Raw genomic sequence first — 22,756 nt, 5'->3', positions numbered from 1 at the left:
GCATATCACGAGAACTTGTAATCCCTCGGAAAGCCATAAGGTGCTTTTTTCCCGACACCTGCACGCTTGGCCAGCCATTGGGACATATCCGCCTCGTGCCGGGTTTTGTCGCCGCCCATGGACCATTTCAGGCCCTCTTCCCAGTTGAAGGTGGTGATATCGGATAACCCACCATCCAATTCCAGTGTGCCCTGCCGTCCACGCGCCATGTTGTACTTCTGCAAGCGGACACCCTTACCACGGGTCATCTCGGGCAGCTCCTCTGTCGGGAAGACTAGGAATTTCCCGTTCTGCGAGACAACAGCAACATGATCGCCCTCAACCGGCTTACAGATCATCGCCGTCTCGTCTCCTTTGACGTTCAGCACCTGTTTGCCATTCCGGGTCTGCGCCAGAACGTCATCTTCCGGCACCATAAAGCCGTTGCCCGCATCCGAGGCCACAAGCAGCTTGCGCCCCGGTTTGTGGATCAGGATGTCGATAATCTGCGCCTCGTTCGGCAGGTCGACCATCAGACGTAGCGGTTCGCCCATGCCACGCCCGCCGGGCAGGTTAGCGGCGCTGACGGTATAGAATCGGCCATTTGACGCAAAGACCAGCAGGCGGTCCGTAGTTTCCGCGTGGAAAATGAAACGTGGGCCGTCACCATCTTTGAACTTCAACTCGCGCTTCAGATCGATATGGCCGGTCATTGCTCTGATCCAGCCCATCTGAGAGCAGACCACCGTGATTGGTTCTTTGTCGATCATCGCCTCAAGCGGCACTTCCTCGACCTGACCTGCCTCGGCAAATTGTGTCCGGCGCGCGCCGCCTTCATAGTCTTTGCCGAAGGTCTTCTTGGTCTCTTTGAGCTGCTCAGCGATCTTGGCCCATTGCAGGGCGGGATCAGCCAGCAGGTCTTCGAGATTGGCGCGTTCCAGCATCAGCTCGTCGCGTTCGCGGACCAGCTCCATCTCCTCCAGACGGCGTAAGCTACGCAGGCGCATGTTGAGGATTGCATCGACCTGAACTTCGGACAACTCGCCCTCGCCTGGCTTCGGCGAGACGTAATCGGACTCATCGGTTGCGCGGACGTGATCGATGCCCCAATCTTCGCGCATCAGAGCGGCCTTGGGGTCGTCGTCGTAGCGGATGATATCGATCACCCGGTCGAGGTTCAGGAAGGCGACGATAAAGCCCTCCAATACCTCAAGGCGGTGGTCGATCTTGGCCATGCGGTGACGCGACCGCCTGATCAGCACCTCTTGCCGGTGGTCAAGGAACGCGCGCAGCACTTCCTTCATCGAACAGACCTTGGGCGTCACCCCGTCGATCAGCACGTTCATGTTGAGGCTGAAGCGCACCTCAAGGTCCGAGTTGCGATAGAGCATGCCCATAAGCACCTCGGGGTCCACATTCTTGGAACGTGGTTCAAGGATCAGGCGGATGTCATCAGCGGATTCGTCGCGGACATCGGCAAGGATCGGGATTTTCTTGGTCTGGATCAGTTCCGCGATCTTTTCGATCAGCTTGGATTTCTGAACCTGATAGGGAATCTCGGTGACGATGATCTGCCACTGGCCACGCCCCAGATCTTCAACCTCGTATTTACAGCGCAGCCGGAAGGATCCACGCCCGGTGCGGTAGGCCTGTGCGATATTTTCGGGCGGCTCGACAATGACGCCGCCGGTCGGAAAATCCGGGCCGGGAACATAATTCAATAGCGTATCGTCACGCGCATCCGGCGTCTTGATCAGATGCAGACAAGCGTCGCACAACTCAGAAATATTATGCGGCGGGATATTAGTCGCCATGCCCACCGCGATGCCGCTTGCGCCATTGGCCAGTAGATTCGGGAACTGTGCGGGCAACACGACCGGTTCGGTCAGTGTGCCGTCATAGTTGTCGCGGAAATCGACAGCGTCTTCGTTCAACCCTTCCAACAGGGCTTCGGCCACGATGGTCATCCGCGCCTCGGTGTATCGAGAGGCCGCCGGATTATCGCCGTCGATATTGCCAAAATTCCCCTGCCCGTCGACCAGTGGATATCGGACGTTGAAGTCCTGTGCCAAGCGCGCCATTGCGTCGTAAATCGCCGCGTCGCCATGAGGGTGATAGTTACCCATCACGTCGCCAGAGATTTTCGCTGACTTACGGAAACCGCCCGTCGCACTGAGTCGCAACTCGCGCATCGCGTAGAGGATTCGCCGGTGAACCGGCTTCAATCCATCGCGCGCATCTGGCAAAGCGCGGTGCATGATGGTGGAAAGCGCGTAGGTCAGGTAGCGCTCGCCAATTGCGCGGCGCAGCGGCTCGGCTACCTCGCCCCCATTGTCAGGGGTCTCCATATTGGGGTCGTCGATCGTATCGTTCATACATGATGTGATACGACGCAAGCGCGCGCGGGTAAAGCAATCGGCGCATATTTTGCTGGGGACAAGTCGGGCTTTTTGCAACAGGGGGAGGCAAGTATCGGATTTCCCCCGCTTTTCGACTCGAAGCTGAATCTATGGTAGGGTTTCGAACATTAAGACTGCTGCCTTTTATTGATGTTACGATTGCCAGGGGGTGCGCCATGAAGCGTGTTATTGTTATCACTTTCGCCATGCTCGGCTGGAGCTTCTATGTGATGAGCGGGGGCCCGGATTTCGAACCGCGCGGCACCCGCACCGAGCAACCGGTTCGCGTTGCCTCTGTGCCAGAACATGAGCCTGCATCCGACCACGCACCTCGGGCTAAAGACGACCACGCACCTCGGGCTGAAGACCTTGTGACCAACGTTGCCGCGCGCATTGTACAGGCGCGCGCTCAGCCCGAACCACAAGTAGAGGAGGATGCCGCAGTCGTCCTGTCACAAGTCGCGAACGATCCGCTGTCTCAGTTCTCTGCATTTGACGAGAACGGCGTCAGCTTTACTCTGGCTTCGCTTGAAGACGGAGCCGCCGGACTGTTGCAGGTCGAGGCCGAGGTGCAGGATGACATCACACCTGTGACTCAAGTCATCGAGCCCGAGAAAGATATCCGCGAAATCTCGGGCACGCGCGTCAATATGCGCGATGGGCCCGGAACGATTTACCCCATCATCGCCAAAGCCAAACTTGGCCAGCGCGTTGAGGTTCTCAGTGATTCCGGCACCGGCTGGCTGCGGTTGCGGTTATACCCTGATCAGCGGGTGGGTTGGATTTCTGCCTCACTGGTTCGGAAACCAACAAACTGACGCAACTGTGTCATTGTCCTGACCTAAAGCTCGCCATAGCTATGGGCGAAATACACAGGCGGGGGCAATATGCAGAAATCGATTCTGATCACAGGCTGCTCATCCGGGATCGGTCTGGACGCGGCGCACGGGATGCGCGCGCGCGGTTGGCGCGTTTTTGCCTCATGCCGTCAACAGCGTGACTGTGATCGGCTACGGGCACAGGGTTTCGACAGCCCGCTGATCGACTATACCGATTCCGGTAGCATTACCTCAGGCCTGCAGCAGGTTTTGGACGCGACCGGTGGTACGCTGGATGCGTTGTTCAACAATGGCGCTCACGGCCTTCCCGGCGCGGTTGAAGATGTCCCAATCGAAGGGCTTCGCCTAATTTTCGAGACCAACGTATTTGGCTGGCACGAACTAACCCGGCAAGTGATTCCCGTGATGCGGGCTCAGGGCCATGGGCGCATCGTGCAGAACTCATCAGTGTTGGGACTGGTCGCATTCCCCTGGCGCGGGGCATACGTCGCCACCAAATACGCCATCGAAGGCCTGACCGATACCTTGCGCCTAGAGCTACGAGACACCGACATCAAGGTCATCCTGATCGAACCAGGCCCGGTCACCTCGAAGATCCGTGTGAACGCGATCCCTGTCTTCGAACGCTTTATTGACTGGAAAAGCTCAGCCCTGCGACAGAGATACGAGGATACGCTGCTGAAACGCCTCTACGAATCCTCCGGACCTGACAAGTTCGAACTGCCTGCCTCGGCTGTTACCGCCAAATTGGCGCATGCGGTTGAATCCAAGCGCCCACGTCCGCGATACTATGTGACGACGCCCACCTATATCGCCGGATATCTGCGCCGTATTCTGCCCACCCGGGCCATTGATCGCATCCTCTCGGACATATGAGGCGAAATTACCTGTTCGCTTTTGCCGCTATCAACGCTAGATGACGGCTCAACAACTGAACAAACACGGACGGTGAGCTATGGACCTGACGATGGTCATACTGCTTCTGGCCATGGCGGCGGTCGTCGTCGTGCTGGTGATGGGCATTGCCAATTTTGGAAAACCCGGCAAAGAGGCCGCGCTGAAAAGCAACAAGCTGATGCGCCTGCGTATCCTGTTTCAGTTCATTGCGGTGCTGCTGATCGTACTTTACGTCTATCTGCGTGGGCAGGGAGGGTAAGGCATGGTCGTTCTCAACAAGATTTACACGCGCACCGGTGATGATGGGAAAACCGCTCTGGGCAATGGTGAGCGCGTTGCCAAATATTCCGGGCGTGTCGCGGCCTATGGCACTGTGGATGAGCTTAATTCCTTTGTCGGCGTGGCACGGACCGAAGCAGACGGAGAAGTCGAAGCCGCCTTGTCCCGTATCCAGAATGACCTGTTTGATCTGGGTGCCGATTTCTGCCGCCCCGACATGGATAAGGATGCCGAGGCCGACTACCCACCCCTGCGTATCGTTTCCGCTCAGATCGACCGGCTTGAAGCCGAGATCGACGCGATGAATGAAGCGCTCCAGCCCTTGCGCAGTTTCATCCTGCCCGGTGGCTCACGTTTGGCCGCGCATCTGCATGTGTGCAGAACAGTTTCGCGCAGGGCCGAGCGGTTGGCGGTTGAGCTGACAAACATGGAGCCGGTCAATGAGGTGGCTGTCAAATACCTCAACCGCCTGAGCGATTGGTTCTTTGTCGCGGCGCGCTGTGCCAACAACGGCGGGCACGATGATGTGCTCTGGATTCCCGGTGCAAACCGGTGATCGCGCCTGCCGTCGGGAAACTAAATTTCGTTTCTGGTCCAAAAAATGACAAAACGCGACGTCTCGAAACCATGACGTGACGATTTTGCTCTGTTGCGAGGCATCACGACTCGCTATCTAGGCCAGCGAGAGCATTGGTGGAGTCGCTGCGCGGCTTGCCGTTTTTGTAAGGAGCATACGCAAAAATGAAGGTACTTGTGCCTGTCAAGCGCGTGATTGACTACAACGTGAAAGTTCGTGTGAAAGCGGACGGCAGCGGCGTTGATCTCGCCAATGTAAAAATGTCGATGAACCCGTTCGACGAAATTGCCGTGGAAGAGGCGATCCGCCTGAAAGAGGCGGGCAAGGCCGATGAGGTTGTTGCCGTTTCGATCGGTGTGAAACAGTCGCAGGAAACCCTGCGGACCGCACTGGCCATGGGCGCAGACCGCGCCATTCTGGTTGTCGCGGCGGATGACGTGCATCAGGACATCGAACCGCTTGCCGTTGCCAAGATCCTCGCCAAAGTGGTCGAAGAAGAACAGCCGGGCATCGTTCTGGCGGGCAAGCAGGCGATCGACAACGACATGAACGCTACCGGCCAGATGCTGTCGGCCCTGCTGGGCTGGTCGCAAGGCACCTTCGCGTCCGAGCTGGACATCGAAGGCGACACCGCCAAGATCACCCGTGAGGTTGACGGCGGTCTGCAGACCATCTCTGTCAAAATGCCGACCATCGTCACCGTTGACCTGCGCCTGAACGAGCCGCGCTATGCGTCGCTGCCGAACATCATGAAGGCGAAGAAAAAGCCGCTGGATGAAAAAACCGCCGCCGATTATGGCGTCGACGTCACGCCGCGTCTGGAAATCGTCAAGACCGAAGAGCCGCCGGCACGCGCCGCAGGTATCATCGTGGGCTCGGTTGATGAGCTGGTCGAGAAACTTAAAGAAGCGGGGGCTGTGTAATGGCTGTTCTTCTTCTCGCAGAGGTTAACAATGGTGAGCTGTCGGTTGACGCCACAGCCAAGACCGTTGCCGCTGTCAAATCGCTGGGTGAAATCACCGTTCTGGCCGCAGGTGGTTCTGCCGCTGCTGCTGGTGAGGCCGCTGCCAAGATCGATGGCGTATCCAAGGTTCTGGTCGCTGAAGACGCCTCGCTGGGTCATCGCCTGGCGGAATCGACCGCAGCCCTGATCGTGGGTCTGGCCGATGGGTACGAGCATATCGTTGCCCCTGCCACCACCGACGCCAAGAACGTGATGCCGCGCGTTGCAGCCCTGCTGGACGTGATGGTGATCTCGGACGCGTCCGGCGTGGTCGATGCCACCACTTTCGAGCGTCCGATCTATGCGGGTAACGCGATCCAGACCGTGAAATCGAACGACGCCAAGAAAGTCGTGACCATCCGGACCGCCAGCTTCGATGCGGCGGGCGAAGGTGGTCCGGCGGCGGTCGAGACCATCTCGGTCGGCGAAAACCCCGGCCTGTCGTCGTGGGTCGAGGACAAGGTTGCTGAAAGCGACCGTCCTGAACTGACTTCGGCTGGTGTTGTTGTTTCGGGTGGCCGTGGTGTGGGCTCGGAAGACGACTTCAAACTGATCGAAGGCCTGGCCGATAAGCTGGGAGCCGCCGTTGGTGCCTCACGCGCCGCAGTTGACTCGGGCTACGCCCCGAACGACTGGCAGGTGGGTCAGACCGGTAAAGTTGTTGCCCCTGACCTGTATGTTGCAGTCGGCATCTCGGGTGCGATCCAGCACCTGGCGGGCATGAAGGACTCCAAGGTCATCGTTGCGATCAACAAGGACGAAGAAGCGCCGATCTTCCAGGTCGCAGACTTCGGTCTGGTCGCAGACCTGTTCCAGGCCGTACCGGAACTCACCGAAAAACTCGGCTGATTTCAGACAAAGATTTTTCGACGAAAAATCTTAGAAGGCCCGCCACCGGCGGGCCTTTGTTGTTTATACGCCCAGGTCGTTGATCACTTGGGCAAGTGAGCCAGCGATATTGCGATGTGTGGCTGGGCCAATCATATGCTCGGCAATCGGTTGTTGCAGGGTGCCAAACAACATGTCTTCAAGCTCATTCGATACGCCGGATACCTGAACCTGCAAGGACAAAATATCCGTACAATGGGGTCTCAAAGGCTCAATCATCTCGGGGTTGATTGCAAAGCCGTCACCCGGTGTCGAATCCAAATCGCTTCTCTCCACTTGCAGATGCAAAAGCAGGACGGGCGGGCCTACTTCTGCAAGAAACTTGCCGAGCTTTTCGATCCAGACATTGCGCAACTCTTGTTCCACAAGTTCAATACGGGCATCCGAGCGTGCCGACAGGCGGGTCAGCAAGTGCTGTACAAAATGGACATCCGTAAAATCTACTTCGGGATACAGCGCAACCAGATCGGCATTTGGCGCAACGAAACGGTCATTGCGTCGTGGGTGCACCCGGTAGAATCGGTTCGATAGCCCCAGCATGCCGGGTAACTGCAGGACACATATATCAGACCGGTTTGCGATCTCCAGTAGCCCTTTGTCCTGCGTCAACGCCTCGGCACCGCAGAACAGGCTGCCCAGATTGACGCAGCGGCGATCCAGACGACGTTCCAACTCATTGGGAAAGGGGGTTTCTACGAAACGGCCAAAGGTCTCTTCGCCCCCCAAACATGCCACATAGGGGTTGTTCAACGCCCTTTGAGGGCCCCTGAAACGTAGTTTCGAATTTTCATATTCGCACGTCGTTTCCGCGGAATGGACCGCATTGATCGATTGATAGCTCATCACACTCACCCAAATATTCACCCAACCGCCATTTTGCCGCCGCAAGTCTTGAGAAAGTCCTAATGCGCGCATTTGAAGCGAAATTGACTGTCCCCGTCCCCTTGCCGCCCATAGGGAACTGCCGATAATGTCGCCATATTCTGCGAACAAGGGCATCGAACAAATGGACGTAAAATCAGTCGGAGTGATCGGCGCTGGACAGATGGGCAACGGGATTGCTCATGTTATGGCGTTGGCAGAGTATGATGTTCTACTGAACGATGTCAGCCAGGACGCGCTAAACAGCGCTATGGCAACCATTGAAACCAACCTGGCGCGTCAAGCGTCGCGCGGCAAAATCTCGGATGATGCAGTGAAATCCGCGTTGAGTCGGATCACGACGACGCTGAATCTGCCGGATTTGGGGCAGACCGATCTTGTAATCGAAGCCGCGACCGAGCGGGAAACGGTGAAACAGGCAATCTTTGAAGACCTGTTGCCGCACCTACAGCCACATACGATCCTGACATCGAACACTTCGTCGATCTCAATTACCCGGCTGGCCAGCCGCACCGACCGGCCCGAACGTTTCATGGGATTCCACTTCATGAACCCGGTCCCTGTGATGCAGCTCGTCGAGTTGATCCGGGGCATCGCCACCGATGAAGCAACCTTTAACTCCTGTAAAGCCGTAGTGGACCGGCTTGGCAAAACCTCAGCCAGCGCCGAAGATTTTCCGGCCTTTATCGTGAATCGCATTCTGATGCCTATGATCAATGAGGCGGTTTACACATTGTATGAAGGTGTCGGGAATGTGCAGTCCATTGACCAATCGATGAAACTGGGCGCAAACCACCCTATGGGCCCATTGGAACTAGCGGATTTCATCGGCTTGGATACCTGTTTGGCGATCATGAACGTGTTACATGACGGACTGGCAGACACCAAGTATCGTCCCTGCCCGCTGTTGACGAAATATGTCGAAGCCGGATGGCTGGGACGCAAAACCGAACGCGGGTTTTATGATTATCGAGGCGAGGTTCCGGTACCCACACGGTAGAATCTGAGAGGGCCAGCCCTCTCTTGAGCCTATGGCTCAATTCACTCCCGAGATATTTTTGGCCAGATGTAGGGGCAGATCAGGATTTGAGCGTCTTGCCCAGCGCCATGGTGTGATCACGAAGCCAGGCCATGAAACCGCGGGGGTCGCGTTCCAGCAGGTCCATGTCTTTATCCGAAATCGGGTCACCGATCACCGGCGACTGGGGCCTGTTGCAGGATCGGACGATTTCGTGCAGCAGTAGGCCCTGGCGCAGGATAGGCGATATCCGGTTGGCAATTTGATACCAGCGCGAGTTGCTGCCGGGGAAAAAGATCGGCACGACCTTGGCACCCGACCTACGGATCATCTTCGCGGTGAAGACATTCCACTCCCGCTCGATGGCTGGTCCGAACCAATCATCCGAAGACATCACAACACCTGACGGGAATAACGCGACAACGCCCCCATCTGCCAGATGTTTCATCGTCTTGCTGCGCATCTCAAGCATCTTGGCCTGCGCTTCAGGATCATGCGGGAACGGCACCGGGATCATGAATGAGGTCGCAGCTTCATCCAACCCAGTCAGGACTGAGCGGGTCAGGATGCGATAGTCACTGCGGACCCGGCCGATAAGTTCAGCGAAGATCATGCCATCAACCATGCCGTGCGGATGGTTCGCGACGACCACTACGGGGCCTTCTTTTGGAATGCGGGCGATCTGTTCGGCTGGGGTTGTCAGCTCGATACCCATGGTCTTGAGCGCACCGCCCCAGAACTTCTGACCTCGATAGCGTTCGTTCTGCTTCTCGAACTTGTTGACCATGCGCAGGATGGTCAGCTTACCTGTGCACCATTCGATGGCGCGAATGGCCGTAGACGTCCAGGCATCGTCAAACGAGTTGGCGTAGGTCAGGGTTCTGCGGTCGTAGATTTCACCCTGATCGGTGTCGTGATCCACTACAGGACCTGTCTTGGTATCGTGCGTGGTTTCCGCCAATTGCCTTGTCTTTCCGTCCTTGGTGTCGTGGCTGTCAGAACCCTTCGCCGAACTTATCGTTCACCAATGTTTCCAAAGCCTCTGCCAACGCCTCAGCATCCGGGCCGGACGTCTCGACGTCAATAGTGCTTCCGCGCGACGCTGCCAACATCAAAAGGCCCATGATACTGTCGCCCGAGGCAGAAAGCCCGTCTCGTGACACCTCGGCGCGCGCATCAAAGCCTTCGACCACCTCGACCAGCTTGGCAGAAGCGCGGGCGTGAAGGCCCTTTTCATTGATAATTTTCAAACTCTTGGTCGTCATATGAGTCTATCCGGTGTCAATCCAATGTCACATTTTGCGCATTGATGTACTTTCGTCCAGCTTCCAAAGCCAAACGCACGGCCTCCGCCAGTGGCAAGTGGCGACTTTTGGCCAGTTTGATCAGCATGGGAAGGTTGGCCCCGTAAAGGATTCGCCGGTCTTGTGGCGCACATGCGCGCAGGCTCAGATTCGAGGGGCTGCCGCCAAACAGATCGGTCACCACAACGACGCCATCGCCCATATCGACCTCGTCCGCCGCGCGGCAGATTTCAACTTGTTTCGCTTCGCGATCATGGTCGGCTTCTATCGGGATGGCCACCAGTCCGGGTTGCTTTCCAACCACATGCTGCGTGGCCGCAAGATACTCCTGAGCCAACCCACCATGTGCAACAATAACGATCCCGATCACTCCGGCCTCACATTCAACGCGCGTCGTTCCATTTCGCGATGCCTAATTGCCACCTGCTGCCCCCCTTCTGCAAGGGCCTTTGCAACTGCTTCAGCCACCGCGACCGAGCGGTGTTGCCCTCCGGTGCACCCAAATGCAACTGAAAGGTGCGCTTTGCCTTCCTCACGGAAGGCCGGAAGCAGTTCGATCAGCAGGTCGACCACCCGGTCAAAGAAGACGCCATAGTTTGCATCTGATTGAACATAGGCCGCCACATCCGCGTTTCGACCATCCGCATCCCTCAGTTCAGGCCGCCAGTATGGATTGGCCAGAAACCGGCAATCGAACACCATGTCCAGACCGCGCGGCAAGCCCCGCTTGTACGAGAAGGATTCGATCGACACCGCCAGATGCCGCCCGCCCTTTGGGGCGAACCAGCGTTCGACCTCTTCCCGCAGCTGATGCACATTCAACGCGCTGGTGTCGATCAGCGTGTCGGCAAACTCGCGAATTGGGGCTAACAATTCCTTTTCCTGACAAATGCCGGTTTCCGGGCTGGCATCAGTTGCAACCGGGTGACGGCGGCGGGTTTCTGAGAAGCGACGCAGCAGCACCTCGTCACTGCAATCCAGATAGAGGATTGTCAGGTCGACATTCTCCATCCGGCCCAGTTTGGCGGCAAGTTCGATAAACCCGGTGGTTGAAAAATCGCGATTGCGCGCGTCGATACCCAAAGCCATTGGGCGCGCAGGCTCCGAATTGTCGACGAGGCGAGCCAGCAACCCCATCGGCAGGTTGTCAATCGCCTCGAACCCCAGATCTTCAAGCACATGAATTGCGGTCGATCGCCCTGCACCGGAAGGACCTGTTATCAGAACGACGCGCTGTTGTGCTGTCATGTATTCGGCCATTCCGGGGCTACGCGCCCCATTTTCACAAGTTGAATAAGTCCTGCAGCCAAATTGGGCACGCCAGCCCCCCGAAGCAAGGGAACAGTTTGCTTCAACACAAGAATTTCAGCGGGTTCAGGTAACCGCGCGGGCTCGGGTTGGTCCATATCCACAACGAATGCCAATCGGACCGGCCTCGCGGCTTCGGCCCGCAGCAACCCGATGCCGCGCGCTTCAATCAGGCCGCGGATCTGCGGAAGTCCAGCTGCCATCACGTGATCGGCCTGTCCGGTCAATTCGACCCGGTCATCAGCGACAAGCTGCGCCCCAAGCGCCATCATCTGTAGCGCCAAAGAAGATTTGCCCGTACCCGAGGCGCCAATGATCAATACGCCCTTTTCCTGAAGCGCAACACAGGTCCCATGAATGCAGGCCGACCCTTGATCCGCTATCTCAGAAAGTGGGGTGGTGCTCATAACCTAGACGGGAAGCCCGACAACAAACCGCGCACCCAGTGGGTCCGAGGTGATATCGGCCTCGGTTGGACGGATATTTTCTGCCCAGATCACACCACCATGCGCCTCGACGATTTGTTTCGAAATCGCCAATCCAAGGCCCGAATTGTTGCCGAAATGCTCTTCGGGGCGTTCGGAATAGAAACGCTTGAAGATCTTGGTCAGCGCCTGATCAGGAATGCCGGGACCGGTGTCTTCAACCACCACGAGCACGCGGTTGTCACGACGGCGGACCCAGACCCGGATGGCGTCTTTGTCCTCGCAGAACGAAATCGCATTGGTGATCAGGTTGACAAAGACCTGCGCCAGACGCGCCTCGAGCCCGTTGACCACGATGGGGTCCGAGGGAAGGTCTGTGATATATTCGATGCCTTTCGAACGGGCATCTTCACCCAGAAACTGACTGATATTGCCAAGCAGATTGAGCAGGTCAAAGGGCTGCTCTTCTTCTTTCACCAACTCCGCGTCCAGCCGCGATGCGTTCGAGATATCGCTGACCAGTCGATCCAATCGCCGCACATCATGCTCAATCACGCCCAATAGCTTTTCGCGCTGATCATCGCGTTTGACCATACGCATGGTGCCCACGGCGGATTGCAGGCTCGCCAGTGGGTTCTTGATCTCATGCGCGACATCGGCCGCAAATTGTTCGTTCGCGTCAATGCGGTTATAAAGCGCCGTGACCATCCCGCGCAAAGCCTGGCTCAGGCGGCCGATTTCATCCGGACGCGCACTGAGATCCGGGATGCGGATACGTCCGGGGTTCACTCCGGCTCCGCGGTCCTTGCCCATCTCGGCAGCGGCGGCCAGATCAGCAAGAGGATTGGCAATCGTTGAGGCCAAAACGAGGCTCAGACCGATCGAGACCAGCAGTGCCACCACAAACATCTGCAGGATCCGCTCTTGCTCCTTGCGGGCCAGCGCATCGATCTCGCCCGCCGGGCCCGCCATAGCAACGGCACCCACAGGCGTATCGTCCAATAGGATCGGGGCCACGGCGACAATCACCGTCTTGCCTTTGTCGTCGTGCACGGCCTGTACTTGCAATCCGCCGTTCAGCGCCTGCGGAATCATTTCCTGCACCCGTTGCGCCAGCGTCGGAGCCTCGCTTTCGGAAGAACCGCTAAAGACCGCAGACACACCATTCCAAACCGCATTCAATGCGTCGCTGATCAAAGTGCTTCCAGTGGCGCTGTCGGCGTCCTGATGCAAAAGGCTGGGCAATTTGTCGGCCATGGACGCCCCGCGTGTCCAACCGATCAGAGTGCCCGTGCCGTCATAAACAAAAACCTCGCCGCCTTCGGGCAAGCTGAGACCCGCTAGCGTATCACGGACATCCAATGTGCCTGCACCATTGGCAGAGGGTTGACGCAGCTGGGTTTCAAAAACGTTGCTGACAAGTTGCGCATCACCGACCAGGTTCTGCGCGGTCTGTTGAACCCGTTCTTTTCGCGTGTCGTCCAGATACAGCAGCCCTGCCACCAAAATGACAAGGGCAATGAGGTTGAAGGTGATAATCCTGCGCGCCAGGGGCGAATAGCGCATCGAAAACAGGTTTCGTCGCGAACGCTTGGCCTGTAGCTCGGCAGCATCGGGGTCTTGGGGGATGACCCAGTCATCCCCAAGAACGACGTCTGCGTCGTGCACTTGGTTGGCTTGTTCAGTATCGCGCACGAGACCCCTTCGGCTTGATAAAACGGCCGCGCCTATTCTTCGTTATAACGATACCCGATACCGTACAGCGTTTCTATCGCCGAAAACTCGGGATCGGCTGCGCGCATCTTCTTACGCAGTCGCTTGATATGACTGTCAATGGTGCGGTCATCCACGTAGACCTGATCATCATAAGCCACATCCATCAGCTGATCGCGACTTTTGACAAAGCCCGGACGTTGCGCCAAGGCCTGCAGCAGCAGAAACTCGGTAACTGTCAGCGAGACATCATTGCCTTTCCAGCTGACTGCGTGGCGCAGCGGGTCCATCCGCAGCTCGCCCCGCTCCATCACTTTTGTATCGCCCGAGGCCGCGTTGGTCACATCACCATCGACCGCTTCCTGACGGCGCAACAAGGCGCGAATCCGTTCGACCAGCAGCCGCTGAGAGAATGGTTTTTTGACGTAGTCATCTGCACCCATGCGCAGACCCAGAACCTCGTCAATCTCGTCATCTTTGGAGGTCAGAAAAATCACGGGCATCTGGGTTTTCTGCCGCAGCCTTTGCAGCAGATCCATGCCGTCCATCCGCGGCATCTTGATATCCAGTACGGCCATGTCTGGCAGCTTTTTGTTGAAAGCGTCCAGCGCAGCCTGACCATCGTTGTATGTTTCGACCTCAAACCCTTCGGCTTCGAGTGTCATGGACACAGACGTCAGGATATTTCTGTCGTCGTCCACCAGTGCAATCTTTGACATCGGGTTCACCCCTATTCCTGCTCACTCGCGCAATAATACGCTTTTTTGTAAGGCATTGTTGGCGGTTTTGAGCCACCGAATCAACTCGTAACCTCGAATCGTGCCATTCTTGCGGCAGGTATGCGGCAAATTTGCCTTGCTGCGCCCAAATAGCTGCCTTGATTTACGGCAGACAAATCGTGGTGGCGCTAAACCTCAACTTGGTTGCGCTAACTACCCCCAACCCTCCTGTTCATGTCCCAAAATACCGTGATAAGAGGCGCTTGACCGCCGGCTCTTTCCGGTATCCGCCCCAATGGTGCACCCGGCCCAAGGCCCTCGCGCCGCCACAGGAGAAGACACACATGACATCTGGACGGGTTAACCCGCAATTCTGCCTCGAAGATCAGGGCATCGAGGGTCTGGGCAATGTCTATTACAACTTCATGGAACCGGCGCTGATCGAAGAAGCGCTGAAGCGCGGCGAAGGCACCCTTGGCAATGGCGGCGCCTTTCTGGTCACCACCGGCAAATTCACTGGCCGCTCGCCCAAGGACAAGCATGTCGTCAAGACAGACAGTGTTGCCGACAGCATCTGGTGGGAAAACAACGCCGCCATGAGCCCTGAAGGTTTTGACGCGCTCTATGAAGATATGCTGACCCATATGAAAGGCCGCGACTACTTCGTTCAGGACCTCGTGGGCGGGGCTGATCCCAGCTACTCGATCAATGTGCGCATGGTAACCGAGCTGGCGTGGCACAACCTGTTCATCCGCCACCTGCTGCGCCGCCCGGATCGTGAGGATCTGGATGATTTCACGGCTGACTTTACTATCATCAACTGTCCCAGCTTCCAGGCGGACCCCAAAAAGCATGGCTGCCGCAGCGAAACGGTGATTGCACTGAACTTTGATCGCAAGCTGATCCTGATCGGCGGCACCGAATACGCCGGCGAGAACAAGAAGTCCGTCTTCACCCTGCTGAACTATATGCTGCCCGAAAAAGGCGTGATGCCGATGCACTGCTCGGCTAACCACGCGGTTGGCAACCCGGTCGACACCGCCGTATTCTTCGGCCTGTCCGGCACCGGCAAGACCACCCTGTCTGCCGACCCGTCGCGCACCTTGATCGGTGATGACGAACACGGTTGGTCGGATCGAGGCACCTTCAACTTTGAAGGTGGTTGCTATGCCAAGACCATCAACCTGAACGCCGAGGCCGAACCAGAAATCTACGCCACCACCTCGAAATTTGGCACCGTGATCGAGAACATGGTTTTTGATCCCGAGACCAAAGAGCTGGATTTCAACGACGACTCGCTGACTGCGAATATGCGCTGCGCCTACCCGTTGGAATACATCTCCAACGCGTCGAAAACTGCATTGGGCGGGCATCCTAAAAACATCATCATGTTGACCTGCGATGCGTTCGGCGTTTTGCCTCCGATCGCTCGGTTGACGCCTGCGCAGGCGATGTATCACTTCCTTTCCGGCTTTACCTCGAAGGTCGCCGGGACCGAACGTGGCGTGACCGAACCGCAGCCCACCTTCTCGACCTGCTTTGGCGCGCCCTTTATGCCACGCCGCCCCGAGGCTTATGGCAACCTTCTACGCGATAAGATTGCTCAGCATGGCGCGACCTGCTGGTTGGTCAACACCGGCTGGACTGGAGGTGCCTACGGCGTGGGCAGCCGCATGCCAATCAAGGCCACCCGCGCGCTGCTGACGGCCGCGCTGGAAGGATCACTGACTGATGCGGAATTCCGCAAGGACGCCAATTTCGGCTTCGATGTGCCGGTTTCTGTCCCTGGTGTGCCCGAGGTCTTGCTGGATCCGCGCCGCACCTGGGACGATCAGGAAGCGTTCGACAAACAGGCGGAAAAGCTGGTGCACATGTTCGCGGAAAACTTCGAGCAGTACCTGCCCTTCATCGACGAAGACATCAAAGCTGTCGCGATCGGTTGATCGAATTCAGGGGCCATCATGGCCCCTGACCCACCAGAGCTTACGCTTCGGCACCTTGTGTGCACACAGACAAGTTCATTGCGATAACGTGCAACATGCGCTATCGCAATTTACCCAAGACGCTTCGAAGCCCGGCGTCCTTTGGCAGCGGCTTCTGTTAAATTTGAACATCGGGCGATCCGGGCTAACTTACTCACATCATGTCTCGGGCCGTTCAACAAGGTAATGATTATTTCTACACGGGGATGGGTGTCGGCGTGATGTGTTCAAAAGGTCAGCCTTTCGAACTGCCTCGGTCCGTCACGGAAACTATAGGCAAGTAATGACTGAAATCTCAAAACTCACCGAACTGCGCAAATTGATGCAAAGTATGGAGCGCACTCTTGGGCTGGAAGAACTCTCACCGGTCGAGCGCGACATCTACTATGCCGCCGAAGAACTGTCGAAAGATGATCGCGAAGTACGCACCTTTGGTCTGATCGAACACACGCTGGTCAAAAGCGTATCTCGCCCGACATTTTTCCGCGCGCTGAAGTCTCTGGTTCAAAAGGGTTATCTGTCGCAAAGCGGTAGCGCCAATCGCGGACGGTATCTGGTTCATGCGCCCAGGTGATCGCCACCCCAGATCTGTAATCGGCTGACCCCGTGCGCAGATGGGCCTCTGAAACATTCTATGCCTCTTTGGCCTATGTCGCTGCATCGTTCCTAACATTCCAGGTGCTGATGCCGCTTCAGAACGTGTTTTTTCCCGCATACCCCAGCTATGCCAGCTTATTGTTCCTGCCGCACGGCGTGCGGGTTCTGTCGGCCTGGTTATTGGGATGGAGGGCGATATTCGCACTGTTGCCCGGCGTTGCCATCGTCTTTGCCCTTGTGGGCGGTTGGGATGTTCTTCTGCCCAGCAGATTGCTGGCGATCACTATCGCGGTCACCACAGTTCCAGCGGTTTTTTATGTCTGCAAAGCGTTGGGCTGGGATTTGTTTCCGCGCGTCGATCGGAAGCCATGCTGGCTGTGCGTGATGGGCGTTGGAATCATCACATCGGTATTGGTGTCCGTTCTCACCAACATGGCCTTCGGCAGCGCAACGGCCGAGTATATCGCCTATCTGATCGGTGATATCTCAGGTCTTTTTTTCCTAATGTTGGGCCTCTATTTCGCCTTTCGGTTTGCTGAAAGACGCAATTAACCCAAAAGACCCCTGCGCAGCAGGTTCAGCCCTGCAATCAGCAGTACAAGCAGAGTGAGTTTGCGGAACTGTGCCTGATCGATACGATCCTGCAGAAACTGACCGCCGCGCATTCCCAGCAAGGCAGGGATAATCAGCAGCGCTGAGAACACCGCTGTGTCAGTCCTTAGAATACCCGAACCCAGATGCGCCACAATAAGCGCCACAGCGCCCAGACCGTATATCACGCCCTGCACCCGCATCTGATCCTTCTTCGGTGTATTCAAGGCTGTCAGATAGGCCACGGTTGGTGGTCCCCACACGCCCGAGATGCCGCCGACAGCACCGGCCACCGCACCCACCATAGCCTCAACCCGCATTGAGGGCGCTTGCAGCGTCAGTTTCAGCCCCAGTAGTTGCATCAGAGCAAAGAACGAAACTGGTGCGCCTAAGATCAGCAAAAATGCCTTGGGCGACAAGATGTTGATCAGCTGCGCGCTGGCCAATAGACAGACCAGTCCAACGCTCAGAAATACCTTGAACTTTCGAACTGACGCCACCGCCGCAGGTAAACCTTCCCGCAAGGCCTGCACCCCATTGGTCACCAGCGTGGGCAAGATTAGACCTGCCAGCGCCAGCTCAGGCGGCAGCATCATGCTAAGACCAGAAACAAGCACCATTGGCATGGCAAAACCGACCATGCCTTTGACCCAGCCCGCGACGAAAGCAACGACCAAAGCCAGACAGAAATCCTGCGGCGACATAAGTGAAAACAGTCCCATCGACCCTTCATACCAGTCCAAAAAATTTCTGCACTGCAAAAGTCTCTAAGCAATTTTTGAACTTTTTATGGATGATTTGCGTATTTTTGTTGCGCTGCATGTGCAGCATGATATGACCAGACAACCCAGCAGAGGACGTGATTCATGGCCCATGACGGACAGGATGTGACGAACATGACGCAGCCAGCGGTTTTGCCCGATCTTCTAACACTCAGCGCAGCCGCCCTGCCCGGCGTTCAAGCGGTGTTCGATAAGGCGGTCGAATCGGTTCGCGCGCAGGTGACTAGCGAAGGGCGCATATCGGGCGCACTGATCGAGGCCAATCAGACAGCCGCACATGGGCTGGCTTGGCTGGCCACATACCACCAGTCGCTGCAGCAGATGCAGCGCTGGGCCGAGGCGCTTCAGGCCGAGGGAAAATTCGGCGAGATGGAGCAGCTGTTGCATCAGATCGCCTTTGGGGAATACTTGCATCAGATCGCCGGTGGTATTCCGATGAACCAGGGCGAGGTTGTACGTTTGCAGGATCTTGGCCTTGGCTGGGATGCTCTGTCGGGATTCCAATGCAGCGAAGTGCAGACACTGATGGCGCAAGCCAACTCTCAGGCCGCGCGCACGCGTCTGGTTGAGTTGATGCAGGACCAGTCCGGTGCCACCATGTTTGGTGCGTCTGGTCTGGACGAAGAACTGGAGATGATCCGAGACCAGTTTCGCCGCTATGCCGTTGAAAAGGTTGAGCCTAATGCCCATGAATGGCACCTGAAGGACGAACTGATCCCAATCGAGATTATCGAGGAACTGGCCGAGATGGGCGTGTTCGGTCTGACCATCCCCGAAGAATTCGGCGGGTTCGGCCTATCCAAAGCCTCAATGTGTGTGGTCTCGGAAGAGCTTTCGCGCGGGTACATCGGTGTGGGTTCTCTGGGCACACGGTCCGAAATCGCCGCAGAACTGATCATCGCGGGCGGTACGGATGAACAAAAGGCCAACTGGCTGCCAAAACTGGCCAGCGCCGAGATCCTGCCAACCGCTGTTTTCACTGAACCCAATACCGGATCGGATTTGGGCAGCCTGCGCACGCGGGCCGTCAAGAGTGAAGATGGTAACTATAAGATAACAGGAAATAAAACATGGATCACGCACGCGGCGCGCACCCATGTGATGACCTTGTTGGCGCGGACTAATCCCGACAGTACCGATCACCGTGGGCTGTCCATGTTCCTGGCTGAAAAGACACCTGGAACCGACGAGAACCCCTTCCCCACGCCCGGCATGTCTGGTGGGGAGATTGAGGTGTTGGGTTATCGTGGCATGAAGGAATACGAGCTGGGATTTGACGGCTTCGAAGTGAAGGGTGAAAACCTGCTGGGCGGCGAAGAAGGCAAAGGTTTCAAGCAGTTAATGGAAACCTTCGAGTCTGCCCGCATCCAAACGGCTGCCCGCGCCATCGGTGTAGCGCAGAGTGCTTTGGACATTGCCATGCAATATGCACAAGACCGCAAGCAGTTCGGCAAATCTCTGATCAATTTCCCTCGCGTCTCGGGCAAGCTGGCGATGATGGCGGTCGAGATCATGATCGCGCGACAGCTAACTTATTATTCTGCTTGGGAAAAAGATCACGGTCAACGTTGCGACCTTGAGGCCGGGATGGCCAAGCTGCTGGGCGCTCGAGTTGCTTGGGCTGCGGCGGATAACGGGCTGCAGATTCATGGCGGAAACGGCTTCGCTCTGGAATACAAAATTAGCCGCGTGCTTTGTGACGCGCGCATCCTAAATATCTTTGAAGGCGCCGCAGAAATACAGGCGCAAGTCATCGCGCGTCGATTGCTGGGCTGACGCCCGAAGCGACGCGGTTTCCCCAACTGAACCCGGCCTTGCGCCGGGTTTTCTTTTTCTTCCGTGTTGTACGGACCTTCAGGCCTATTTCTTCCGAGTTGTACAACTCGGTTTCAGGGCTTAATGGGCGAAACTTCCCCCTCGGATCGAGCGCAGAAATCGGGTAAAGGGCGTCAACCAAACCCAGCGCCCAAGCTGGCCAGAGGAGAATCGAGCGTGAAAATCATCATCGCAGTTTTGGCCACTTGCATGGCCCTTGCCGGATGCGCCATGGCACCAAACACCGGGCCCGATGATGTGGACCAGTTGGCACAAGCGATCCAGCAGCTTGACCCCAAGGTTGACCCTGCCGAGGCGCGGCGTGCAGCCGAGATATCTTATGCCTATTCCAATCAACTGAAACAGGACTGGAACGTCACCGATCCAGCCATCATCCACAACGCAAAGGTCATCAACGGATTTCGCGAAAAAGGTCTGTGCAATGATTGGGCGCAGGCCATGACCACGCGTTTGAAGCAAGAGAACTTTCGCACGCTGGACCTGCACTGGGCCACGTCGCCTCCAACTGCGTTCCGGATCATCCACCATTCGGCTCTGATCAGCGCTAAGGGAGATTCAATGTATGAAGGCATCATCCTTGACCCGTGGCGCAACAGCGGGGTGCTTTACTGGGATCAGGTGCGCGAGGACACCAAATACAACTGGCGCCCCCGCCTTGAAGTGCGCGAAGAGTTAATCAGCGGTGTGAACCCCTACTGACAGGATATTGCGATGTTACGTCTGGCCTTGTTCCTGCCCCTTTTGACCCTGTTCCAATGCGACAAGGATGAGACTGTCGCCGCCTATGGCGCAGCGGATCAGACATGGGCTTTGCAAGAGATCGACGGGCAGCCTTTTGAGGCCAGCGCCCTTTTGCGATTCCCCGAAGAGGGTCGGATTGAGGGCAATGCCCCGTGCAACACCTATTCAGGTACACTGAATGCACCCTACCCGTGGTTTGAGATCACCGATCTTGCCGCCACCCGCGCGGCTTGCGCCGGGCTTGAAGCCGAGGGGTTTTATTTCGCCGCACTGATGGCGATGACCCAGTCCGAGGTGTCCGGCGATGTGCTGATCCTGCGCAATGAGGACGGGCACGAGATGGTGTTCAAAGCCGCCGAGTAAACTGCGCCACAAATCGCGCGCGTGCGTCCGGCAAAGGCGTATGACCCAGCGACGGAGCCAGATGGTTTTCCAGAAAATACCCGGTCGTGCGCAAGGCTTCAGCAATCTCGGTATCCGGAGCCGCGCCTTCGCCGCGCAGGCAGGGGGGCAAAGGCAGCAGCTTATCGGCCCAGTCCCCTGCCCCCGCCGCACTGACCGCGCGGCCGGTTTTCGGAGAGACATAGACCAACCCCTCGGTCGCCCCTGTCACTGCGCAGGCCGAAAGATCCAAGCCAAAGCCCAGCTCTTCCAGCAGCGCCAGTTCCCAGCGCAGATAGGCCAGTGGCCAGACCTCATCCTGACCCAGCAGGTCCATCAACTGTTCTGTTTGCTGATAGATCGCCGGATGAGGCTCGCGTTCGGGCAGGCAAAAGGACAGCAGCGCCACCACCGCATTTAATCCGGCGAGCGCCAGCCGCCCTGAAAACGCCGCTGCAGCGCGCGAACGCAGGGGTTCGACCTGAAAGGTGCCAAGATGTTCTTCGAGCCGCGCGCGCCAAAGCACGTCCAGTTGCGCGCCGGGTTGCAGGATCGGGGCGATCTTGCGGCTGGTGCCACCGCGCACAATTCCGGCGTGACGACCATGGGCTTCGGTAAAGACCTCGATGATCGCCGCTGTCTCACCATGACGGCGAGAAGTCAGAAGAATGCCGTGATCACGCCAGTCCAAGTTTGGCCTCGTCAGGTCACCAGATATATACGCAGGAAATCTTATGGCCGTTGCAGGTTCAAGATGGAAACGCGTTAGGTTGACCCTGTGGAACACCAAAAACACGTTGCGTGACATCTGTTCACGCAATAGTGTTCACTTTATGTTCTACACGGAGGAATTTAAGAAATGTCACTTAACTATGTCATGATCGGTTCAAATGATGTCGTCAAAGCGCGAAGCTTTTACGATGCGGTTGTGCCCAAAATCGGCGGCAAGGTTATTGCTGAATATATGCCCCACGCTGTTTGTTACGAGCTGCGGGGCGGTGGGTCCATGTGGGTCGCGACGCCCTTTGACAAAGAGGCCGCGACGGTTGGAAACGGCAACATGGTTGGCTTGCTCTGCGAAAGCGAAGCGGAAGTTCGCGAGGTGCATGCGGAGGCTCTTGCCAATGGCGGAACAAATGAAGGTGATCCCGGAGATCGACCTCAATATGGCCCGAACTTCTATGGCGCATATGCGCGCGATCCTGATGGCAACAAGATGAGCTTTGTCTATTTTAGCGATGCAGGCTGATCGCGCGCCCTAGAACGTCATACCTGCGTGAATCAGAATGCCGATAACCATCAGCAGGTTCAGCACCATTGAGATACCGTTGCCCACATAGATGGGCAACTTGCCCACCACCAGCCCATAGGCGAACCACAAAAACGACAGCCCAGCATACAGAGACCAGGACAGCAGCGACTGTCCGGTCGCATGTTCGGAGTGGGTGAAATAAAGTTTGATCAGTTGTGGAAGCGTGGCGAAGGGGCCAACGACGCCGATGAAGACCATGAACCCCTCGAACCGCTGCATCCAGTGACCGAGATTTGAGTTTTCCAGTTTCTGGGCAAGCGTTTCAGCCACTCAACCCCCTCCTGTTCCTGCGGCCCCCGGAAGA

At 57.0% G+C, this 22,756-nt stretch carries 26 protein-coding genes; 14 read left to right on the top strand and 12 right to left on the bottom strand.

What is annotated here, in order from left to right:
• Positions 1 to 5: 5 nt before the first annotated feature.
• Complete coding sequence (gene parC, locus ACR0DE_RS05810; protein WP_170513470.1) at positions 6 to 2,354, bottom strand: DNA topoisomerase IV subunit A; 2,349 nt, start codon at positions 2,352 to 2,354, stop codon at positions 6 to 8.
• 200 nt (positions 2,355 to 2,554) lie between these two features.
• On the opposite strand from parC, the gene ACR0DE_RS05805 reads away from it, so the two are divergent.
• The 6 genes from ACR0DE_RS05805 (at position 2,555) to ACR0DE_RS05780 (ending at position 6,822) form a co-directional block, all read left to right on the top strand.
• On the top strand, positions 2,555 to 3,196 hold the full coding sequence (locus ACR0DE_RS05805) for an SH3 domain-containing protein (RefSeq protein ID WP_480752275.1): 642 nt from the start codon (positions 2,555 to 2,557) through the stop codon (positions 3,194 to 3,196).
• Between the two features lie 69 nt (positions 3,197 to 3,265).
• Entirely contained in the window at positions 3,266 to 4,093 is an 828-nt protein-coding gene (locus ACR0DE_RS05800) for an SDR family NAD(P)-dependent oxidoreductase (RefSeq protein WP_480752274.1), read from the top strand.
• Positions 4,094 to 4,172: 79 nt separating this feature from the next.
• A complete protein-coding gene (locus tag ACR0DE_RS05795; RefSeq protein WP_170392587.1) occupies positions 4,173 to 4,373 on the top strand; it encodes a twin transmembrane helix small protein in 201 nt (66 codons plus the stop codon).
• A gap of 3 nt (positions 4,374 to 4,376) precedes the next feature.
• On the top strand, positions 4,377 to 4,949 hold the full coding sequence (locus ACR0DE_RS05790; RefSeq protein WP_170425243.1) for a cob(I)yrinic acid a,c-diamide adenosyltransferase: 573 nt from the start codon (positions 4,377 to 4,379) through the stop codon (positions 4,947 to 4,949).
• Positions 4,950 to 5,134: 185 nt separating this feature from the next.
• Entirely contained in the window at positions 5,135 to 5,893 is a 759-nt protein-coding gene (locus tag ACR0DE_RS05785; protein ID WP_170425241.1) for an electron transfer flavoprotein subunit beta/FixA family protein, read from the top strand.
• Positions 5,893 to 6,822 carry an electron transfer flavoprotein subunit alpha/FixB family protein gene (locus ACR0DE_RS05780; protein ID WP_480752273.1) on the top strand — a complete coding sequence of 310 codons (930 nt, stop codon included), beginning with the start codon at positions 5,893 to 5,895 and terminating at the stop codon, positions 6,820 to 6,822. Before ACR0DE_RS05785 ends, ACR0DE_RS05780 begins: the two co-directional genes overlap by 1 nt.
• A gap of 63 nt (positions 6,823 to 6,885) precedes the next feature.
• Here ACR0DE_RS05780 and ACR0DE_RS05775 read toward each other — a convergent pair whose 3' ends face one another.
• Positions 6,886 to 7,704, bottom strand: coding sequence for a DUF6473 family protein (locus ACR0DE_RS05775; protein WP_480562501.1), 819 nt, complete (start codon positions 7,702 to 7,704; stop codon positions 6,886 to 6,888).
• A gap of 163 nt (positions 7,705 to 7,867) precedes the next feature.
• Between ACR0DE_RS05775 and ACR0DE_RS05770 the strand changes: the two genes are divergently transcribed.
• Positions 7,868 to 8,743 carry a 3-hydroxybutyryl-CoA dehydrogenase gene (locus tag ACR0DE_RS05770; protein WP_170513461.1) on the top strand — a complete coding sequence of 292 codons (876 nt, stop codon included), beginning with the start codon at positions 7,868 to 7,870 and terminating at the stop codon, positions 8,741 to 8,743.
• Positions 8,744 to 8,822: 79 nt separating this feature from the next.
• Here the strand turns inward: ACR0DE_RS05770 and ACR0DE_RS05765 are convergent, their stop codons facing one another.
• From ACR0DE_RS05765 to ACR0DE_RS05735, 7 genes are read right to left on the bottom strand one after another with little or no spacing between them, the layout of a single operon-like run.
• Entirely contained in the window at positions 8,823 to 9,722 is a 900-nt protein-coding gene (locus tag ACR0DE_RS05765) for a lysophospholipid acyltransferase family protein (RefSeq protein WP_170392592.1), read from the bottom strand.
• Positions 9,723 to 9,756: 34 nt separating this feature from the next.
• Positions 9,757 to 10,026: an HPr family phosphocarrier protein gene (locus ACR0DE_RS05760; RefSeq protein WP_170392593.1), complete on the bottom strand. Its 270-nt coding sequence runs from the start codon at positions 10,024 to 10,026 to the stop codon at positions 9,757 to 9,759.
• A gap of 16 nt (positions 10,027 to 10,042) precedes the next feature.
• A complete protein-coding gene (locus ACR0DE_RS05755) occupies positions 10,043 to 10,435 on the bottom strand; it encodes a PTS sugar transporter subunit IIA (RefSeq protein WP_170392594.1) in 393 nt (130 codons plus the stop codon).
• Positions 10,432 to 11,313: an RNase adapter RapZ gene (rapZ, locus tag ACR0DE_RS05750; protein ID WP_480600992.1), complete on the bottom strand. Its 882-nt coding sequence runs from the start codon at positions 11,311 to 11,313 to the stop codon at positions 10,432 to 10,434. The genes ACR0DE_RS05755 and rapZ overlap by 4 nt, the downstream gene beginning before the upstream one ends.
• Entirely contained in the window at positions 11,310 to 11,780 is a 471-nt protein-coding gene (locus ACR0DE_RS05745) for a phosphoenolpyruvate carboxykinase (ATP) (RefSeq protein WP_170425232.1), read from the bottom strand. Before ACR0DE_RS05745 ends, rapZ begins: the two co-directional genes overlap by 4 nt.
• A 3-nt stretch (positions 11,781 to 11,783) precedes the next feature.
• The gene (locus tag ACR0DE_RS05740; protein WP_170392597.1) at positions 11,784 to 13,493 is read right to left on the bottom strand and encodes a sensor histidine kinase; all 1,710 of its coding nucleotides are present in this window, start codon (positions 13,491 to 13,493) and stop codon (positions 11,784 to 11,786) included.
• 32 nt (positions 13,494 to 13,525) lie between these two features.
• Positions 13,526 to 14,230 carry a response regulator transcription factor gene (locus ACR0DE_RS05735; RefSeq protein ID WP_170392598.1) on the bottom strand — a complete coding sequence of 235 codons (705 nt, stop codon included), beginning with the start codon at positions 14,228 to 14,230 and terminating at the stop codon, positions 13,526 to 13,528.
• 344 nt (positions 14,231 to 14,574) lie between these two features.
• Between ACR0DE_RS05735 and ACR0DE_RS05730 the strand changes: the two genes are divergently transcribed.
• From ACR0DE_RS05730 to ACR0DE_RS05720, 3 genes are all read left to right on the top strand, one after another.
• Entirely contained in the window at positions 14,575 to 16,173 is a 1,599-nt protein-coding gene (locus ACR0DE_RS05730) for a phosphoenolpyruvate carboxykinase (protein WP_170465138.1), read from the top strand.
• Positions 16,174 to 16,495: 322 nt separating this feature from the next.
• Complete coding sequence (locus ACR0DE_RS05725) at positions 16,496 to 16,786, top strand: hypothetical protein (protein WP_170392600.1); 291 nt, start codon at positions 16,496 to 16,498, stop codon at positions 16,784 to 16,786.
• 32 nt (positions 16,787 to 16,818) lie between these two features.
• Complete coding sequence (locus ACR0DE_RS05720; RefSeq protein WP_255611805.1) at positions 16,819 to 17,361, top strand: hypothetical protein; 543 nt, start codon at positions 16,819 to 16,821, stop codon at positions 17,359 to 17,361.
• On the opposite strand, the gene ACR0DE_RS05715 is transcribed toward ACR0DE_RS05720, so the two are convergent.
• The gene (locus tag ACR0DE_RS05715) at positions 17,358 to 18,122 is read right to left on the bottom strand and encodes a sulfite exporter TauE/SafE family protein (protein WP_170662871.1); all 765 of its coding nucleotides are present in this window, start codon (positions 18,120 to 18,122) and stop codon (positions 17,358 to 17,360) included. The genes ACR0DE_RS05720 and ACR0DE_RS05715 overlap by 4 nt on opposite strands.
• Positions 18,123 to 18,266: 144 nt before the next feature.
• Between ACR0DE_RS05715 and ACR0DE_RS05710 the strand changes: the two genes are divergently transcribed.
• The 3 genes from ACR0DE_RS05710 to ACR0DE_RS05700 all read left to right on the top strand — a co-directional run bounded on the left by ACR0DE_RS05710 (position 18,267) and on the right by ACR0DE_RS05700 (position 21,122).
• Positions 18,267 to 19,958: an acyl-CoA dehydrogenase family protein gene (locus ACR0DE_RS05710; RefSeq protein ID WP_480752272.1), complete on the top strand. Its 1,692-nt coding sequence runs from the start codon at positions 18,267 to 18,269 to the stop codon at positions 19,956 to 19,958.
• Between the two features lie 216 nt (positions 19,959 to 20,174).
• Positions 20,175 to 20,717: a hypothetical protein gene (locus tag ACR0DE_RS05705; RefSeq protein WP_170402284.1), complete on the top strand. Its 543-nt coding sequence runs from the start codon at positions 20,175 to 20,177 to the stop codon at positions 20,715 to 20,717.
• 12 nt (positions 20,718 to 20,729) lie between these two features.
• On the top strand, positions 20,730 to 21,122 hold the full coding sequence (locus ACR0DE_RS05700) for an META domain-containing protein (RefSeq protein ID WP_480752271.1): 393 nt from the start codon (positions 20,730 to 20,732) through the stop codon (positions 21,120 to 21,122).
• On the opposite strand, the gene recO is transcribed toward ACR0DE_RS05700, so the two are convergent.
• Positions 21,106 to 21,831, bottom strand: coding sequence for a DNA repair protein RecO (recO, locus tag ACR0DE_RS05695; protein WP_170392605.1), 726 nt, complete (start codon positions 21,829 to 21,831; stop codon positions 21,106 to 21,108). The genes ACR0DE_RS05700 and recO overlap by 17 nt on opposite strands.
• 168 nt (positions 21,832 to 21,999) lie before the next feature.
• Between recO and ACR0DE_RS05690 the strand changes: the two genes are divergently transcribed.
• Positions 22,000 to 22,389 carry a VOC family protein gene (locus ACR0DE_RS05690; protein ID WP_170402289.1) on the top strand — a complete coding sequence of 130 codons (390 nt, stop codon included), beginning with the start codon at positions 22,000 to 22,002 and terminating at the stop codon, positions 22,387 to 22,389.
• A 9-nt stretch (positions 22,390 to 22,398) separates the two neighbouring features.
• On the opposite strand, the gene ACR0DE_RS05685 is transcribed toward ACR0DE_RS05690, so the two are convergent.
• Positions 22,399 to 22,722 (bottom strand): SemiSWEET transporter, encoded by a 324-nt coding sequence (locus ACR0DE_RS05685; protein ID WP_170392607.1) that lies wholly within the window; start codon positions 22,720 to 22,722, stop codon positions 22,399 to 22,401.
• Positions 22,723 to 22,756: the final 34 nt, after the last annotated feature.

It is taken from the genome of Ruegeria sp. C10, from assembly GCF_056537805.1.
Note: the sequence above shows the minus strand (reverse complement) of the source record. Positions and strands in the feature narration are given on the sequence as shown.